16 protein-coding genes are annotated in these 17,002 nt (G+C 66.3%); 4 read left to right on the top strand and 12 right to left on the bottom strand.

What is annotated here, in order from left to right; genetic code table 11:
- Positions 1-38: 38 nt before the first annotated feature.
- From VM221_00495 to VM221_00485, 3 genes are all read right to left on the bottom strand, one after another.
- A complete protein-coding gene (locus tag VM221_00495; protein ID HUT73297.1) occupies positions 39-1,712 on the bottom strand; it encodes a galactokinase family protein in 1,674 nt (557 codons plus the stop codon).
- A 934-nt stretch (positions 1,713-2,646) separates the two neighbouring features.
- Positions 2,647-2,961, bottom strand: a complete 315-nt coding sequence (locus tag VM221_00490; protein HUT73296.1) for an RNA-binding protein — start codon at positions 2,959-2,961, stop codon at positions 2,647-2,649.
- 134 nt (positions 2,962-3,095) lie between these two features.
- Positions 3,096-4,244, bottom strand: coding sequence for a DEAD/DEAH box helicase (locus tag VM221_00485; protein ID HUT73295.1), 1,149 nt, complete (start codon positions 4,242-4,244; stop codon positions 3,096-3,098).
- 519 nt (positions 4,245-4,763) lie between these two features.
- On the opposite strand from VM221_00485, the gene VM221_00480 reads away from it, so the two are divergent.
- Positions 4,764-5,207 carry an SRPBCC family protein gene (locus VM221_00480; protein HUT73294.1) on the top strand — a complete coding sequence of 148 codons (444 nt, stop codon included), beginning with the start codon at positions 4,764-4,766 and terminating at the stop codon, positions 5,205-5,207.
- Between the two features lie 174 nt (positions 5,208-5,381).
- Positions 5,382-6,317 (top strand): hypothetical protein, encoded by a 936-nt coding sequence (locus tag VM221_00475; protein HUT73293.1) that lies wholly within the window; start codon positions 5,382-5,384, stop codon positions 6,315-6,317.
- Between the two features lie 163 nt (positions 6,318-6,480).
- On the opposite strand, the gene VM221_00470 is transcribed toward VM221_00475, so the two are convergent.
- Positions 6,481-7,569, bottom strand: coding sequence for an LptF/LptG family permease (locus VM221_00470; protein HUT73292.1), 1,089 nt, complete (start codon positions 7,567-7,569; stop codon positions 6,481-6,483).
- Positions 7,566-7,964: a potassium channel family protein gene (locus tag VM221_00465; GenBank protein HUT73291.1), complete on the bottom strand. Its 399-nt coding sequence runs from the start codon at positions 7,962-7,964 to the stop codon at positions 7,566-7,568. The genes VM221_00470 and VM221_00465 overlap by 4 nt, the downstream gene beginning before the upstream one ends.
- Positions 7,965-8,262: 298 nt before the next feature.
- Here VM221_00465 and VM221_00460 point away from each other — a divergent pair, with 298 nt between their 5' ends.
- On the top strand, positions 8,263-9,273 hold the full coding sequence (locus VM221_00460; GenBank protein ID HUT73290.1) for a uroporphyrinogen decarboxylase family protein: 1,011 nt from the start codon (positions 8,263-8,265) through the stop codon (positions 9,271-9,273).
- Between the two features lie 113 nt (positions 9,274-9,386).
- Here VM221_00460 and VM221_00455 read toward each other — a convergent pair whose 3' ends face one another.
- The 7 genes from VM221_00455 to VM221_00425 all read right to left on the bottom strand — a co-directional run bounded on the left by VM221_00455 (position 9,387) and on the right by VM221_00425 (position 16,690).
- Complete coding sequence (locus VM221_00455) at positions 9,387-9,641, bottom strand: hypothetical protein (GenBank protein ID HUT73289.1); 255 nt, start codon at positions 9,639-9,641, stop codon at positions 9,387-9,389.
- 487 nt (positions 9,642-10,128) lie between these two features.
- The gene (locus VM221_00450) at positions 10,129-10,551 is read right to left on the bottom strand and encodes a hypothetical protein (GenBank protein ID HUT73288.1); all 423 of its coding nucleotides are present in this window, start codon (positions 10,549-10,551) and stop codon (positions 10,129-10,131) included.
- A 97-nt stretch (positions 10,552-10,648) separates the two neighbouring features.
- On the bottom strand, positions 10,649-11,497 hold the full coding sequence (locus VM221_00445) for a hypothetical protein (protein ID HUT73287.1): 849 nt from the start codon (positions 11,495-11,497) through the stop codon (positions 10,649-10,651).
- Positions 11,498-11,642: 145 nt separating this feature from the next.
- Complete coding sequence (locus VM221_00440; protein ID HUT73286.1) at positions 11,643-12,857, bottom strand: hypothetical protein; 1,215 nt, start codon at positions 12,855-12,857, stop codon at positions 11,643-11,645.
- A 79-nt stretch (positions 12,858-12,936) separates the two neighbouring features.
- The gene (locus tag VM221_00435; protein ID HUT73285.1) at positions 12,937-13,725 is read right to left on the bottom strand and encodes a sugar isomerase domain-containing protein; all 789 of its coding nucleotides are present in this window, start codon (positions 13,723-13,725) and stop codon (positions 12,937-12,939) included.
- A 77-nt stretch (positions 13,726-13,802) separates the two neighbouring features.
- Positions 13,803-15,437 (bottom strand): CTP synthase, encoded by a 1,635-nt coding sequence (locus VM221_00430; GenBank protein ID HUT73284.1) that lies wholly within the window; start codon positions 15,435-15,437, stop codon positions 13,803-13,805.
- Between the two features lie 173 nt (positions 15,438-15,610).
- Positions 15,611-16,690, bottom strand: coding sequence for a hypothetical protein (locus VM221_00425; protein ID HUT73283.1), 1,080 nt, complete (start codon positions 16,688-16,690; stop codon positions 15,611-15,613).
- 157 nt (positions 16,691-16,847) lie between these two features.
- Here VM221_00425 and VM221_00420 point away from each other — a divergent pair, with 157 nt between their 5' ends.
- A complete protein-coding gene (locus VM221_00420; GenBank protein HUT73282.1) occupies positions 16,848-16,991 on the top strand; it encodes a hypothetical protein in 144 nt (47 codons plus the stop codon).
- The last annotated feature ends 11 nt before the right edge of the window (positions 16,992-17,002 follow it).

Raw genomic sequence — 17,002 nt, 5'->3', positions numbered from 1 at the left:
AGGTCCTTCCTCGAGAGATATCTCGCCGCCGCCTGCGACTAGAGGCTGACGACGCCCGCCCCCGCCACACTGACGCAAGTCTCGGCGGCCAATGGCAGACCGCGCGGCTCGTAATACTCTTCGCCCAGCGCCTCGACCAGGGCCTCCACCGCCTGCTCCCGCGCCAGCACCAGCACGCACCCGCCGAACCCCGCCCCGGTGAGCCCGGCGCCCAGGACCCCGGGCACCCGCTGCGCGAGGTCCACGATCTGGTCCAGCTCCTCGCAGCTGCACCGGAATCCCCCGGGCTGAAACATCAGGTTCGCCCGGTAGGCCTTTTCCGGGTCGCCCCCGGCGCGGTCGTCAAGCAGTCGCTGCAGGTAGTCATCGGTGACGCGGGTGCTCTCGTTGTCCCACGGGTGCCGGCTGCCGTCAGGGGCGAACGTCACCAGCCGGTCGCCGGCGTGCGAGATGTACATGAGTTCGCCGAAGCCCGCCAGGTCTCCCCGTTTCAGGAAGCCCATGGCGTTCGCGCCGCGCGCGATCTCAGCCAGGCCGAACATGGCGACCGCCCGCGCCCGGTAGCCGCCGGCCGGCGCGTTGTGGGTGAGGAAGATCTGCTCGAGCGCTGCGCGCTGTGCGGACAGCCGCGCCCGCAGCTGCTCGCGGGTGATGGCCGGGGGAATCCGGCGCAGGACGCGATAGACAAGCTCGTCCGGGAAATCCCGCCGGTTGAGGTTGATGTCGCCGAGATGGTTGAGCTGGTGCTCGACCGCCGCCGCGTCCACTCCCAGCTCCGCGATCAGCACCTGCTTGATCAGCATCAGCACCACCTGGTACGCGGCGATGGTCTGGTTGTACTCATCGAGCACGGCGCCTGACTTCTCCGCCGCCTTGAGGGAGTTGCAGATCACCACCTGGCAGCCGTCGGGCAGGGGGACGCATTCCAGCAGCTCAAAGGGGAAGAACCGCATGTGGGCGATCCGGTTCCTGCGCCCGCAGATCATGGCCGCGTGGTCGCCCGCGCCTCCCCGCGTGCCCACATACCACTCACCCTGCCCGCAGAGCTCGACCAGTTCGGCGGGGGCCACGTCAAGGTCGTTCAGCCGTACCGCCGCCACCGCGGCGGCGACCACCAGCGCCGACGAGGAGCTGAGCCCGGCGGAGATGGGAATGTCGCCGCTGACCATGAGGTTCATGCCGCACAGCTTGCGCTCGGGGAAGCGGTGCTGGAGCCGCAGCACCGCGGATTTGATGTAGTTGCCCCAGTGGCCGCGCATGCGGGCGACTGCCTGGCTCACCCCGGGGCTCTCGATGAACGCCATCCAGTTATCGCGGGCGCCTTGCGCCAGCTCCTCGCCGATGCCAAAGCTGTGGTCCGGGAAACAAGCGGGCTCGACGCTGCGCAGAACCACGCGATCATCCGGCCGGGGCTGAGCCGCGATCAAGACCTCTCGACAATGGGTGACGTAATTGACCTCCCCGCGGCGGTGCTCGACATGCACCCCCATCAGGTTGAGGCGCGCGGGCGCCCGCGCCACGATGATCGCGTCACGGGAGTCATAGGCCGCGGCAAACGCCTGCAGAAGCGCGCGGTAGGCGTGACGGCGCCGCTCCAGCAGCGCCGCGTCTTGCCCATAGGTCCGCCCGAAGGCGGTCCGCAACGCGGCGCCGGGCCGCTCCAAGAGGCTCAGCCAGTCTCCCAGTCCCGGCAATCCCCTCGGTGGTCTCATCGCTCGGTCTCCGCTTGTCCGCGCGACTTCTGTGCTGAGCGCAGGCGTCCCCGGCCCCACGACGTCGGGCCCGACGCACGCGGCTCTCGCCCGCGCCGTTGGCACCAACCGCCGCCGCAGAGCGCCTGCTCTCGGTGGGGCACAGCGAGGAGTGAATCACGGCGCTGTGGCGGCTCCAGCCTGTGGATACGGACCGGCCTCCCCCGGCTGCCGGCGCCGCCGCCCTCCGGCCGCCACTAGCCTCACCAACGGATTCTTCCTCGCGTGGGGGCTGCTTCCCTGCCATGGGGGTGTGATGGGGCCGGCGTGGGCTCCGCGCGCGCACCACCCTCAAGCTCGTCGAGTCGAGGGGCGCTTCAATCCTGATGTGCCATCTCGAGCGCAGGGAACCGGTTCTCGGCGGACGTCGCGAGGGAGCAGGCCGACGAGGTGAGAGGTGCTGCACCGCAGACGGATCCAAGCCTCGCCGGGAAGGCCTGCCAGACCCGTCGAACTGCCCGGTCCCGGCATGCTTCTGGCCGCGACGTAAGCCATGAGGATATGCGCACTTCGCTCCGAAAAGCTGGCGCCCGCCGCCCATGCCGTGACGACGATGGCATGCCTGAGCAGGGCTCGCAGTCCACTGGACGCACCGTCCCCGGCGACATCCTCGAGGTTACCCGCGAGCCCTACCCCAGCCCTCAAGCGCTCTCCAGACTGCCTGGGTCGCGCACGCTGGCGACGGCGCTAACGCAACCCGCCTAGCGGCGGAAGTACCGCCGCCGAGGACGCTTCGAGGCGCGCTCGGCAGCCTTTGCCATGCGCCGCTGCCGCAGACAGTTCGGGCAAACCCGCGGCGGCGGATACCCCGATCGCTCATCTCGAGCCCGCTCAGCCTCGGAGTAGCTGAACGGCTGCTCGCAGGCCTCGCAGATGAGCTCCGGATCGGGAATCGTCACCAACCGCGTCCGCGTCCGCCACCGCCGCCGCCGCCGAAGCCCCCGCTGCGGCCCCCGCCGCCTCCGCCGCCGCCACTGCGCTCGGTGCGCGGGCGTGCCTCGTTCACCGTCAGCGCGCGCCCATCCACCTCGCGACCGTTGAGGGCGGCGATGGCGTCGGCGGCCTTCTCCTCCGGGACGTCGACAAAGCCAAACCCCTTGTCGCCGATCAGCCGGACCTCGCTCGGCTCGTACTCCGCAAACAGCTCGCGGAGCTTGCTCTCCGTAGTGGAGTAGCTCAGGTTTCCGACATACAGACTCTTGCTGGCCATGATGGCCTCCTTGCGATACGGCCTGGCTCCGTGCGATTCACTCAGCGGCGAACTCTTGAGGCGACTCTCCCCCGCGTGCCAGGCCGCGGGTTATGGAGAGAACGCCGGGGGTCACCATTAGTCGCCGGTTTCTATCACCGTCGCGCCACCCTGGAGCGCCACGCGGTGCCGGCCCGCGGCCGGGCCGGGACGGAGGCGGCGCGCTGCGGTTCGGGTTGGGTCAGTCCGGGCACCGATACCCGCGGGAGGGTGCGACCCAACGTGCGCTCGATGTCGGCCAAGACGAGGGTGTCCTCCCACCCGGCCAGGCTGAGCGCGTCGCCGTCACAGCCGGCGCGGGCCGTGCGGCCAATGCGGTGCAGATAGTCCAAGGGCGCCGCCGGCATGTCATAGTTGACGACATGCGTCACGCCCTCCACATCCAAACCGCGGGCGGCGATGTCGGTCGCCACCAGCACGCGCACCGAGCGCCGCCGGAAGCCATTGAGCGCCTTCTCCCGGTCGCTCTGGCTGCGGTCGCCGTGAATGCAGGTCGCGTTCATATTGGAGCGCTGAAGCTGCTTGGCCAGCCGCTCGGCGCGCCGTCGCGTGCGGGCGAAGACCAGCACACTGCGCATCGCTTCCTGTCGCAGCAGATCGAGCAGCAAGTCGGTCTTGCGCTCGGACGCAACCAGGTAAACCGACTGCGATATGCTTGCGGGCGGCACCGACTGAGAGCCCACTTCCACGTGGACCGGATCGCGCAGGATCTCCTCGTAGGCAAGCTCCAACACGTCAATCGGCATGGTAGCGGAGAACAGCATTGACTGGCGCTCGCGGGGCAACACCGCCAGGATGCGACGCAGGTCGGGCAGGAAGCCCATATCCATCATGCGGTCGGCTTCGTCCACGACCAGCACCTCCAGCGACGCCAGGCGCGCAGTACCGCGGCGGTGGTGATCGAGCAGCCGGCCCGGGGTGGCGACGACGATCTCATAGCCGGAGCGCAACGCGCGGCTCTGGGGCTCCATCCCGACGCCGCCGTACACCGCGACGGTGCGCAATGGGGTGCCGTGCGTCAGCGCCACCGCTTGCCCGGCCGTCTGCGCGGCGATCTCGCGCGTGGGAGCGAGAATGAGTGCTCGCGTGCTCCTGTCTTGGCGTTGCCGCAGCCGTTCGATGATGGGCAGCAAGAAGGCCGCCGTCTTGCCGCTTCCCGTCTCCGCGGTGGCGATGACGTCTCGACCGGACAAGGCCGGGGGTATGGCCTCATACTGGATGGGGGTCGGGGTCTCAAAGCCCAACCGGTGAACTGCTTTCAGGACTCGAGGGGACAGCTCGAAGCGGGTGAAGATGTCTAGGTATCTCTCATGCCAGAGGAGGCCGTGTCGCCGGCGCGCCCTGCTGGCTGCCGATGGGGCCGACTCTCAATTGCCCCTTCACGATGCGCACGAACCGACATTGTCCGGTTCATCCGACAGGTCATGCGCGAAGGCTATGCCCGAAGACTACCACGTGCGCGGCGAGGTGTCAAGTCCACGGCAGGCTATTCTGGTAGCATAGCGATTATGTCTCCATGCAACTGCACAGGGAAAATGTCCCCGCTTGCCCTGAGACGTGTGCGAGGTGAGGGAGGATCAGGTCCCGATCCAGGCCCAATCCCGGCCGCGCCGCGCGAACAAGGGAAGCATCGGTGACCACGGTCGAGGGTTTGGTAGTCTTGTCTTGCTCAGCACGCAGGGGGGCGTTCTTAGGCTTCACATGAAGGACGCAAGCTGGTGGCGCGGAAAGTACCGTGCATCTGACCGGTAGGAGACGCGACGATGCCCGTGATTGAGACCGAGGCCTTCATCCCCGCGCCGCCGGAGCGCGTGTACGCTGCGGCCAAGCAGATCGAGCGCTTCCCCGAGTTCATGTCCAACGTGCAGGAGGTCGAGGTCATCGAGCGCAGCGGCTCCCGCGTGATCAGCCGCTGGGTGGCGCCGGTCAAGGAGTTCAACCGCACCATCAAATGGATTGAGCAGGATGATTGGAACGACGACACGCGCGTCGCCGCCTTCCGCGCCACCGAGGGGGACTGGGACAAGTACGAGGGAGTGTGGGGCTTCGAGGAGCATTCGCAGGGGACGCGCGCCTACATCAAGCTGGATTTCGAGCTCGAGGTGCCGCTCATCGGCCCGCTGATCAAGGGGCTGCTGAGAAGGCTGGTGCTGCGCAACGCCGAGGAGACGCTGCGAGGCATCGCACGCATGGTTGGCGCGGACTAGCGCGCCGTGAATGTTTATTTGATGCACGAAACCGCATCCATGATCGAACTGAGCTCCGGAAACGGCAAACCATCCTGTCGGCGTGTTTCGGCGTTCATCGGCGGTTACTTCCGTAACACATCAGAACAATGTTCACGGAGCACTCGCTACCGCGACCGTCCGACGGAGGAGCCCGTGAAGCAAATCGATAGGGCGATCGGTCTGTGTCGGCAACTTGGGCCGGTGTTCGCCTGCCCGGTGTGTCACAGCCCCATGCGCGTTGGCGCAGCGAGCGAACGGAGCCTGACTTGTGCGAACCACCATTGTTTCGATGTCTCTGCCAAGGGCTACATCAACCTGCTGTTGCCGAATCAAAGGAGATCCTCAACGCCGGGGTACAACGCGGAGATGCTGCGGTCGAGGATGGCGGTCATGCAGCTTGGCCTCTTCGACCCGTTATCTCAAGCGATCGCGGAACTAATAAGGAATAGGACCGCGAGTCCGCGACCGCCGCGCACGTGCATGCTGCTGGATGTCGGCTGTGGCGAAGGCCATGTCCTGTCGGCAGTGATGTCGCACCTGCGTGCAGATGGAGATATGCGCCCGCTGGCGATTGGCCTGGATATCTCCAGGCACGCGATAAGCATGTCCTGTCGGCACGAGGGCGACATGCTGTGTTGCGTAGCCAACCTCGCCACACAGTTGCCGTTCGTGACGGGCGCGTTTCAGGTTGTCACCAACATATTGGCGCCGTCGAATCCTGCCGAGTTCCGGCGCGTGCTTGGGGACGGCGGCGTGCTGCTGAAGGTCGTGCCGATGCGGCATCACTTGGCGGAGTTGCGCCACGCGTTGTACGAGCGCCCGCGGGAACATCCCTGCGGCGCGGATGAGGCCGTGGCCGAGCTCTCAGGCGACTTCGACGTCGCTGCACAGCGACGGCTCAGCTACGGCCGAGAGCTGCCCAGGGACTGCATTCGTGATATCATCAGAATGACATCCTTGTTCTGGAAGGCCAAGCGGCAGAGAATCGAAGCCTTGGAACGGGCGGGCTTGACAAGGCTGACCGTGGACCTCTCCATAATCGTCGGCATCGCCCGCGCCGCTGCACGATTGTCGCCAGCTCGCGACTGACCGCCGCCTGCTGCGAACAGGGGGCCTCGCCGTCCGCTGCGGCGCGAGCTGGGCGCTGTCGGGGGTGTCGCTGCATGTGGACAAGAGCGCGGTCGTGACCCTGATCGGCGTTAGCGACGCGTCTTCGCCCTGTTTCCGCAGTTGGCGCCGCCTCCGGATGCCCTCACCTCGCCGCCCGGCGGACCAGGGCGACGCCGACGGCAAGGCCGACGAGGTTGGGCGTCCACGCCGCCCACAGGGGTGGGAGCGCTCCTTTGCCGGCGAGGATGGCGAGGTAGTTCCACACCACGTAGTAGGCGAAAATGATGAGAATGCTCAGCCCCAGGCCGAGGGTGGAGCCGGTCCTCTGTGAACGCAGCCCCAGGGGGGCGCCGATGAAGACGAAGATGAGGCTGGCGAAGGGCACCGACAGCTTGTGGTGCCACTGCACGCGCAGCTCCGGCGCGGCGGCGCCGCCTTGCTTGAGAGACGCCAGGTAGTCACCCAGCTCGCGCCACGTCATCTCCTCCGGCTGGCGCTGGCGCAGGGCGATATCAGTGGGATCGTGGCCGAGATCGAAACGCGCCGGGTGATCCTCGCGGAAGGTCAGGGTGACCCTGCGATAGGGGTCAAGTGCTTGCGAGAACCCATCGTAGAACTCCCACCTATTGCCCGCGCGGTACACGGCGCGCGCGGCCTGGATGACGCCTTTGGGCTTCCCGCGCAGGTACTGGATGTAGGTCACGCCGCGCAGCTCGCCGCGCGCGCGGTTGAACTCGTCGGCATAGACCAAGCTGCTGATGCGGCCCTGCTCGAATGATGGGACGACGACGTGCTCCTGCGTTCCGCGGGCCCCTTTGGCGGCGCGCGCCAGCAGCTCCTCGGCCGCGCGCGCGCTGGCGGGCACCAGCGTCTCGTTGAAGGCGACGGTGAAGAGGCTGATGGCAAGCCCGGCGGCGATCACCGGCGCCATCACCCGCGTGAAGCTGACCCCGCCCGCGCGCATGGCCGTCGTCTCCCCCTCGCCGCTCAGCCGCCCGAACGCCAGCAGCGCCGCCAGCAGCGCCGCCATCGGAAACGTCAGCACCAGGTACCCCGGCAGCCAGTACACGAACACCAGCAGCGCATCTCCCAGCGCCATCCCCTGCTCCGCCACCAGGCGAGCAAATTTGAACAGCAGGTTGCCGGCGACGAACACGGTGGCGAACGCCGCGACGCCGAACAGAAACGGCGCCGCCAGCTCGCGCAGAATATAGCGATCCAGGATCCTCATCTTGTGTGCTGCGACCCCGCCCGCCGCCTGACGACCGTGTGCGCCGCCCGCACGCGCCGCTCCCGGTGCGGCTCATTTCGCCGCCGCGTCGCTGATTCCGCCCCTAAACATATCATTGATCGCGGCCGGGTGCCAGTCCTGCAGCGTCGGGGGGACCGATTGGCGGTGGCGACGAGGCTGGCGGCGCCCGCGCGCAGCAGCTTGCCCTCGGCCTCCATGCTGTCGCAGCGGGCGACGATGAAGAGGTCGCCGTTGAGGGCGCGAGCGCTCGGAGTCAGGGGATGGACCTCGCCGCAGCCGACGGTACTGGTGGTAATCGCCACCATGAACGGCGCGTCGAGCAGGGGCCATCCTTCGATTTCGGCGTAGTAGTACACCGCAACGCATACGAGCAACGCCACCACCAGCAGCGCAGCCGAAGCTGACGCAGCGCCGCCCTGCCGCCGTTGACGGTCTCCCCACTGCGGTCATTGGTGATCGGGCATCCCGAATGATGGTGCATGACAATGTGGCGCGGCCGCCCCCGTCGCCAATGCGGAATGGCGGACGCACGGCCGGGGCACGTCCGTCAATAATAAGCTTCGGCGCGGACGGGGGCGAGCTTGAGCGGCATTGGCGCGCCTGACAGGTATCGGCCGCCGCGCGAAGAAGTACGGCCGTCGCGGGTGCGCGGGCACAGGAAAGGGCCCAACGGTGACGAGCAGAGAACGGGTGGTGAGAGCGATCGAGCTGCGGGGGCCGGACCGCATTCCGCTTTCGCATGGGGTCTTGCCCGGCGCGATTGATAACTACGGCGAGCGCCTGCGGGAGGTCCTTCGCCATTACCCCGGCGATTTCGCGGGCCAGACCGGCGAGTACGCGGGCACCGACAACAACTCCCATTACCAGCGCGGCGAGGAGACGGATGAATGGGGCTGCACGTGGGTCAACACGGGCCTGGGCACCGAGGGCCAGGTCAAGCGTCACCCCCTCGCCGACTGGAGCGCGCTGGCGGACTACCGCGCACCCGACCCTGATGCCGGTGAATGGCCCGAGCGCCAGGAGCTCCGCGATCCGGATCATTACCTAATCATGAGCGGCTGGGGGCGGCTGTTCGAGCGCATGCATTTCCTGCGCGGCTACGGCCGGCTGCTCATAGACATCGCCGAGCGCCGGCCGGAGGTAGAGACGCTGCGCGACCTGGTTCTCGACCATACGCTGAAGCGCCTGACCTGCCAGCTCGAGAGCTGCGAGTGCGACGGCGTGGGGTACATGGACGACTGGGGGACGCAGGACCGGCTGATGATCCACCCCGACGAGTGGCGCCGGCTATTCAAGCCCGCCTACAAGCAGATCGCGGACCTGGTGCACAGCGCGGGGAAACACTTCCACTTTCACACCGACGGGTACACGATGGAGGTGATTGACGATTTCGTCGAGATCGGGGTGGATGTGCTCAACCCGCAGTTCTCGTGCATGCCGCTGGAGGAGCTGGCGGACAAGTGCCGCGGCCGGGTGTGCATCCGCAGCGATATTGACCGCCAGCACGTGCTGCCCTTCGGCACGCCCGCCGAGGTGCGGGAGTACGTGCGGCGGGTATGCGAGCTGTTCGCCTCGCCTGCCGGCGGCCTCATCGGCCACGGCGAGGTGGGCCCCGATGTGCGCCCCGAGAACGTCGCGGCGATGTTCCAGGCGTTCCTGGATTTCAGCCCGCGCCAAAGCTAACCCCTGACGGTGGGCGGCGTAGAGCCCGCCCTGAGCAAAGCCGCAGGGTTCTCAACCTGCGAACGCCACAGGATGCAATCCTGATGCCACCCATGGGGGCGGGCGCAATTCAGTCATTCCCCGTGCTCGTGGGGGGCGTGCATACCTTCGCCCTTCTGCGTGTAATGCGCGGGGGAATGGCCGGTGTCGCCCTCGAAGGCGGTGTGGTGTCCCGCCGCCTGGGCGCACTCCAGCTTGGAGGCGATGACCTCGCGCACGAAGCTCAGGGCCTCGTCTTTGTCCTGGTCGGTGACGATGCCGGCCAGGCGCATGATGTCGTCGGCCTCGAGGCTGATGGCGGTGCGCTTCAGCTTGAAATCGGGGGTCATGGGATGTCATCCCTCCTGGAGACTGGTGTTCGTCCGCGAGCCGCCGCCGTCCTGTCGCGATTCGACACCATTTGCATCTCAGTGACAGCGTGTCGTCGGCCACGTCGCGAGCCCGTCGCAAGTTGTGTCGCAAGACTGTCGCAAGTTCACGAGACCTTCCTCCCCAGGCGGTAGAAGAACCGATTCGTGGCCCCTTCTGCGACGAGCAGCCCGCTCTCTACCATCACCCGTAGGTCACGCTGAAGGCTTCTGCGACTGATCCCTGGACACAGTGACTCAAAATCGTGGATTGTCAGGCCTCCGTGCTCCAACGCCCGCTCAACCAGGGCGCTGACGTTCACCAGCCGCACGACGAGCGTGAGGGTAGAATGCGCGTTCTGGATCCGGTTGAAGCCGAGTTAATGCGCGCGGATGCTTGTCTTGGCGGGATTCGCTTCGATAACGCGCCCAGCAGTCGTGCTCTGCCCCCGGCGGCGCAAGGGCCCGACTACCACGAGGTCCTGACGAACCATATGATGCCGATCGCTGCCCCCGCCATCGCCATGCCAACCGTTACCAAGCGGGTAACCTTGACCGCGCGGGGACTGCGTATCGCGAGGGAATAATCGACGCCGAAAGCGCAGCCGATCCCCCATGCGAGAACCCCGAACATGCCGCCAGGGCCGAGGACCGCGGTCGCGGCCACAGCCACTGCGAACCCCATTACCGCCAGCAGCAATGCCCTTCGCATCGTCGGCCTAGCAACGGACCGCGTGGATCCCAACACGAAACCTACAAACGCAGCGACGACCGCAGACACTATGGGCACTGCCAGAATCCATAGCAGGCCCAGGGGTTCGGAGTCGGTATACGACCACACCAGCCAGCGCACCAGCGGCACGGTCATCCCCCCAGCCATAACGGCAGACACCAAGGCTGCTTCCATGCCATCAGCTATGCGTTGCCAGCGCCAAGAACTTGGGCCGCTCACTGCCTCGTCCTATCCGCAGCATGTCAAGTGTCCGTAGTCACCGCCGCGCGGCCAGCAGCGCGTCCACCAGGGCGTCCCTGTCCATCGCCGGCGCGTAGCGCGGGGCCGCGCCGCCGCTGCGCGCTACCAGCTTACGCCGGCGCGCCTCCTCGGTCAGCGCGGTCACCTCCACCGGGCGCAGGATGAAGGTGCGCGCGAAGTCGGCGTTCTGGATCTGGTCGAGGGCCAGCGCCGGCGAGCGCCGCGCGGCGAACTCCTCGTAGAGGCAGAACGCGAACGTCGGCAGGCGCAGGGTATGAGGGGCGACGGTGAAGGAGGGACGCCGCGCCCCCGGCGCCCCCGGCAGCACCTCGATCAGCCCCGCCTCCCGCAGCACGCGCAGGGCGCGGGTAAGGGTCGGCTCGCTGTGGAAGTCCCACGCCCGCCGTGCGTAGGTCGAGATGAACGGGCGCGTGATGACGCGGTCGTAGTCGAAAAGCGCGCCGGTGTTGGCGGCGCGGAAGTGGACCGGGGAGAAGCCGCGCGGCGGCCGCCCGTGGACGAAATGGGGGTAGAAGATCTCGGCAGCGATGGCGGCGATGATGGTGTCGGTGCGAGCGGTGCGGTAGTAGATGAGTTCGGTGCGCGCCTGGGGATCGCGCAGGCCGGCGGCCAGACGCACGAACGGTGAGACGATGACCTTGCCGCGCTCGACGGCGATCAGGCGCTGGATGAGCTTGTCGGCGATGCGGCCGCGGGTCTTCGCCGACGCCTGGGGCAGGCCCGCCGCGATGCGCGCGTGCAGCTCGGCGCGCGTCTCCATCTCCAGCGCCAGGCACAGGGCGCGCGCTGCGTCCTCGGGATACAGTTCCTGCCCGAAAGCGGCGAAGGATTGGCGTGCCGGCATGGGCGGATATTACCAAGCGCAGGGGCCGGTGTCAACGACCGGGGGATTGGCGAAAGCCGCGCCTCGGCTGAGCCGCGTTATCGCCCGCCGGACAAACCCGCGCGATCGGGCCTGCCCTCCCCCGGGCCTATGCTCCCCCTTTCGCCTATTTCCAGGCGAGCTGTTCGGCCATCTCGCACAGAATGGCGTTGTACGCGATGTTATGGGCCGTACTGCTGGAAGGCAGCAGCCGCACGCTGTAGCCTGGTACGTCCACCCAGGCATCCGTCGGACGCCAGGGGAGGTCAAACCAGAGAAAGTTCTTCCTCTCGGGCATCCCGGCTCGCTTGCCGTAGGGGGTGGTATGAATGTAATTCACCCCGCGTTTCAGCAGGTTCTCCAGGTTCTTCAGATGAACCGGAGCATAGCCAAGGTGCAGGGCGACATCGCCCTTTTTCAGATCGGCTGGAATCGCCCGGGCGATGCTGCTGATAGGCGCACCCCATTCGATGGGGTAGCTATGCTTTGCGGGCAGCTCCAGTATCTGCGGATGGCTGTGACCGGTGGCCACGGCCCAAATCCGCCTTCGGGCCGAAAAGGCATTCGCCATCCACTCGCCGGCCTGGTTGAGAATCGCGCTTTGTCGGTCCAGGGCGTTGACAAAGAGCTCCGCTCCCGCGAGGAATTCCTGCGCCACATACCCCGGCGCTAACGGCGGGATAAAGCGGTCCCGATGGAAGAACTTCAACGGATGACTCCACCCGTATTCCCCCGGCTCGCCGTAATTGCTCTGCTCGTCATAAGCGAAACTGGCATTGCGCGGGTTAGCCCCCTCCAGCCAGACGCTCATATACATGATCGGCATCTTCTCCGCCCGGATGCACGCCGCGATCATCTCGCCGGTGGCAATCCAGCCCCGAACGAGGTGCTCGAAGGCCCGCACATGGGCGAGCGGCGCGAATCCGTCGTATTGGTAAAGCCCTTCCTCGGGGTCGGCCCCGCCGGTGCACATCTCGATCCGGGGATGATCGGCCAGGGCACCGAGGTCCTCCCGCCGCCCGATGACGAACAGATGCGCCTTGGCCTTGATCAGCTTGTGCAACTCTTCGTTCTTCGCCGGGTCGGACTTGCGCGGATCAGTCAGCGCGAAATAGGCCACATCCTTGCCGTTGTCCACGCTGCCCTTGATGCACATGAGGCCGCCGGCACGCCCTTGGAACTCCGGCGGCCAAAACCGGTTCACCGCCGGCGCGCAGATATTCCCCCCCTCCAGCAGGTAGCCCGCCATCTTCTCGCCCATCGCGATCAGGTGCGGCAAATCCCTGCGGATGCCCGCGATATGCCTGCTCACCAGTTTGAGGTATCGCTGCGACGGCGACATCGTCGGCCTCTTCGTACGCATCTCCAAGACATCCCTTCGTTTAGTCGTTCACGGCATCGTCCGGCGGTTACGGGGTTCCTCAGAATATCTTCAGGCGGCGGAAATACGCGCGCTCATACTGGCGGTTTTTCGCCATGCCGTCTTTCAGGTTGCCGCTCCAGAACACCTCGGGCTCCACTCCCTGGCTGAGGATATAGCGGATGGCCTCCTCCTCGATACGGCGCACCAGGTACCCATAGGTAATGGTGGAAATCGGGGAGATAGGCGTCCCCAGGCCGGGCACAAGCTGCACCGAGTCGCCTACTGGATTGTAGTCATCAAGGTAGAGATCGCACACCTCACTCATGTGCTGCTTGCTGGCATGACGGGTGACATGGTCGAGCGGAATGGCCTCGTGCCAGGCGACGCTGCTCACTGCGATGACAAACGCCCCCCGCTCCCTCGAGGCGACGCAGGCCTCGATGGAGGCGTTGTTGACGCCGATGTTGTTGAAGACGATAACCACATCGTCCTTGCCGATCTGGTAGAGGTCAATCAGCTCGGTATAGTATCCGGCCAGCCTCTCCAGGCGAATGCTGCGGGTGCCGCCGGCAAAAGGAGAGGTGGACAGGTCCAGGATGCCGTCCACCGCCACCAGCGCGCCGGCTCGGTGGACCATGTCCATCACCGGCATGTAGGTGTGACCACCGGTTCCCACGGCGAATATGACCCGGCCCTGCATGAGACGCTTACCGATGACTTCCCCCGCCTTTCGGAAGTTCTCTCCCTGAGTTTCCTCCAGCTTGTCCAGAAACTCCTTGCAGATCTCCAGAAAAGGCTTCTCGGTCGGGTAGTTCTTCAGAAACTCCTTGTCAACCTTGGGTGCCATGCCCGTAATCCTTTCTCCTCTAGGGCCTCACCTGTATGGTGGCGACGCGGTTCTACGCGCCCCGCCCGAATTCCTGCCTACCTTGCCGCCTGGCGCTCGGCGTCGGCGCGGGCCGCCTTGCGTTCGAGCGCCGCCCGCACCAGCCCCCGAAACAGCGGATGCGCGCGGTTGGGGCGCGACTTGAACTCGGGGTGGAACTGGGTGGCGATGAAGTAGGGATGATCCGGCAGCTCGATCATCTCCACCAGGCGCCCGTCGGGCGACACGCCGCTCATGACCAGGCCGGAGGCGGCCAGCTCCTCGCGGTAGTCGTTGTTGACCTCGTAGCGATGGCGGTGGCGCTCGTGTGCGGTCTCGGCGGCGTAGAGACGGTGGGCGAGCGTGCCGGGCGTGATCTTCATCGGCATGGCGCCCAAGCGCATGGTGGCGCCCTTGTCGGTGATGGCCTTTTGCTCGGGCAGCAGGTCAATCACCAGGTGCGGCGACTCCGGCTCGAACTCCGCGCTGTGGGCGTCGGCCCGGCCGCAGCAGCCGCGCGCGAACTCGACCACTGCGCAGTGCAGGCCCAGGCATAACCCCAGGAATGGCACCGCGTTCTCGCGCGCATAGGTGATCGCCTCCATCTTGCCCTCGATGCCGCGACCGCCGAAACCCCCCGGCACCAGGATGCCATCCACATCGCCGAGCAGGGCTCCCGCGCCGTGCTGCACGATGTCCTCGGCATTCACCCGCTTGATGGTGATGGCCGCGCGCTCGGCGATGCCGCCGTGGCGGGTGGCCTCGACCACGCTGATGTAGGCGTCGGGCACCACCATGTACTTGCCCACCAGCGCGATGGTGCATGACCGCTCGGGGTGGCGCACGCGCTCCACCACCTGCTCCCACTCGGAGTGGTCCGGCTCGCGCGCGCCCAGGTTAAGCCGCTCCTCCACCAGGCGCGCCAGGCCCTGGCGCTCGAAGATGAGCGGCAACTCGTAGATGGAATCGGTGTCCAGTCCCTCGATCACGGCCTCCAGGGGGACGTCGCAGAAGAGGCTGATCTTCTCGCGCATCTCCTCCGACAGGGGCATGCGCGAGCGGCAGACGAGCAGGTCGGGGTGAATGCCGATGCTGCGCAGCTCGCGCACGCTGTGCTGGGTGGGCTTGGTCTTGGACTCGCCGGCGGGGCCGACGAAGGGGATGAGGGTGACGTGGATGTACATGATGTTGCCCGCTCCCACGTCGCCCTTCATCTGGCGGATGGCCTCCAGGAAGGGCAGCCCCTCGATGTCGCCGACGGTACCGCCGATCTCGATGATGGCGATGTCGGCGTTGTCGCACTCGGCGGCGTCGAAGATGCGCTCCTTGATCTCGTTGGTGATGTGGGGGATGACCTGCACCGTCTTGCCCAGGTAGTCGCCGCGGCGCTCCTTGGCGATGACGTTGCCGTAAACCCCGCCGGTGGTGACATTGGCGCGGCGGGTAAGGCTGAGGTCCACGAAGCGCTCGTAGTGGCCGAGGTCGAGGTCGGTCTCGGCGCCGTCGTCGGTGACGAAGACCTCGCCGTGCTGGTGGGGGTTCATGGTGCCGGCGTCCACGTTGAGGTAGGGGTCAATCTTCTGCATGGTGACGCGGTAGCCGCGGTCACGCATCAGGCGCCCCAGGCAGGCGGTGGTGATGCCCTTGCCGATGGAGCTCACGACCCCGCCCGTCACGAAGATAAACTTGGTCATCGCCGACGCCCCCGAGTGAGTTTGCTGCCGCGATTGCGAGGAGCTGTACGCCCGGGTATGTCTATTTCGGGGCGCGCAGCCAGGCACCTTCCCCGGGGGGAAATCACAGGCGGGGCGCCTATGCTCCAAGGGATGGAGCCTGGCCGCCCTCGGCCGGAGTCCGACGGCGAACGCTACCGCGACGAAGGGCCGCCGCGCGCCAGGAGTCCATTCAGGTATGCGGCGAAATCGCGGGTGAAGTCGTCCAGCGACACGCCAAAGGCATCCTGGAAAGCCGATGCTGCATCCTGCGTCTTTGCGCTCCGTAGATAAGCGATGAGCGCATCATGCCCCTTCCGCTGAACCAAGAGGTCCACTGCCAGGTAAGCGGTGGCATCAGGGCACCAACTTCCGTAGCGGTCCTGTGCCGCATACCATCCGTTGAGGTCGTTGAGAGCGCTGAACTCGGGAAACGCTTTGTACTTGCGCGCTAAACTGAGCCAACCCTGACGATCGTCTTCCATCGTCCTCAAACCTGTCTTGTCCAGAACCTGCGCCGCGATCGCATCGGCCATTCCCTCTCGAACCCAGGTCAATATACCGCGGGCATCGGAGGCCGCAATGTCGCTCTGGTACTGGTGAACAATCTCATGGATAATGTCCCGCTGGCGTTCCGGTCTGGTGATATGCAGACCCACATTGCGACTGACGACGTAATTGCCCCACGAAATTCCGCCGGAATACTCCACCGTCCTGTCGATCCACTTGGGGCTCATCTTCACCGTATCCGTTAGCGCTTGGCGATAGGCCTCCTTATCAGTCACCAGGATAATCCCCACAAAACGCGTCAGTTCCAGGCCGTAGGTGTCCTGGAAAAAGGCAACTGTCGCATCAGCAGCCTCCTTGACATCGCGCACCACCTCCGGCGCAATCCGCGGGTCGGCGGTCACCCCGATCCCCGGCCGCCGGCTGATGTAATAAACGTCACCCTGGCGGCGCGACCGCAGGTCCTGCGAGGCCAGGATGACCCGCAGCGCCTGCTCCCAGGGCACCTCGTTGAGGAGGGCGTTCACGACGCCGGTTGCGCCTTCCTCGATCTGGAAACGGTGGCCGCTGTCCTGAAAGAGCATCTCCAGGGCTTGTCGGAGCGGGGTGTCCTTGAATTCGAGGGTGACGGCGAGGGGTGACACGTCTGCCTGCGCAAGCACAGGCAGCGTGTGCGCACTCATCGCAGCCAGGGCTACCGCCAGCAGAAGATAAGGTCGCCTTCTCATCAGAGTGTGGCTTCGAGGAGGGCGACAGGTAATCCTGCCAAGATGTGGCGGGCAGTAGCCCTGCCGAGGACTGCTATCCGCGGCTGAGGCGCGGCTGACGTTCCCCATCGGGGAGCGCACGGACACGGTCATCATCGAGAAGCACCCGTACACGCTGGTGCGGCGCGGCATCGAGGTCGTGCACATTGACCCGCCGGGGCGGAACTGGCCCCTGTACCAGCGGGGGCATTATCGCGCGGGGACGACGTTGTGGAGGCAGGTCACGCGCTTCGCGCCCGATCAGGAGATCGAGTGGGCGTAGCCGGGACTATC

The sequence above is a fragment of the Armatimonadota bacterium genome, assembly GCA_035527535.1.
Taxonomy (GTDB): domain Bacteria; phylum Armatimonadota; class Hebobacteria.
The sequence above is the reverse complement of the archived record's forward strand: the minus strand, read 5'-3'. Positions and strand labels throughout refer to the sequence as shown.

Bases quoted from the DNA above. Each gene is read 5' to 3' on its own strand.
- VM221_00495 (HUT73297.1), bottom strand. From the start codon at position 1,712: ATGAGACCACCGAGGGGATTGCCGGGACTGGGAGACTGGCTGAGCCTC.
- VM221_00490 (HUT73296.1), bottom strand. From the start codon at position 2,961: ATGGCCAGCAAGAGTCTGTATGTCGGAAACCTGAGCTACTCCACTACG.
- VM221_00480 (HUT73294.1), top strand. From the start codon at position 4,764: ATGCCCGTGATTGAGACCGAGGCCTTCATCCCCGCGCCGCCGGAGCGC.
- VM221_00470 (HUT73292.1), bottom strand. From the start codon at position 7,569: ATGAGGATCCTGGATCGCTATATTCTGCGCGAGCTGGCGGCGCCGTTT.
- VM221_00455 (HUT73289.1), bottom strand. From the start codon at position 9,641: ATGACCCCCGATTTCAAGCTGAAGCGCACCGCCATCAGCCTCGAGGCC.
- VM221_00445 (HUT73287.1), bottom strand. From the start codon at position 11,497: ATGCCGGCACGCCAATCCTTCGCCGCTTTCGGGCAGGAACTGTATCCC.
- VM221_00440 (HUT73286.1), bottom strand. From the start codon at position 12,857: ATGTCGCCGTCGCAGCGATACCTCAAACTGGTGAGCAGGCATATCGCG.
- VM221_00435 (HUT73285.1), bottom strand. From the start codon at position 13,725: ATGGCACCCAAGGTTGACAAGGAGTTTCTGAAGAACTACCCGACCGAG.
- VM221_00430 (HUT73284.1), bottom strand. From the start codon at position 15,437: ATGACCAAGTTTATCTTCGTGACGGGCGGGGTCGTGAGCTCCATCGGC.
- VM221_00425 (HUT73283.1), bottom strand. From the start codon at position 16,690: ATGAGAAGGCGACCTTATCTTCTGCTGGCGGTAGCCCTGGCTGCGATG.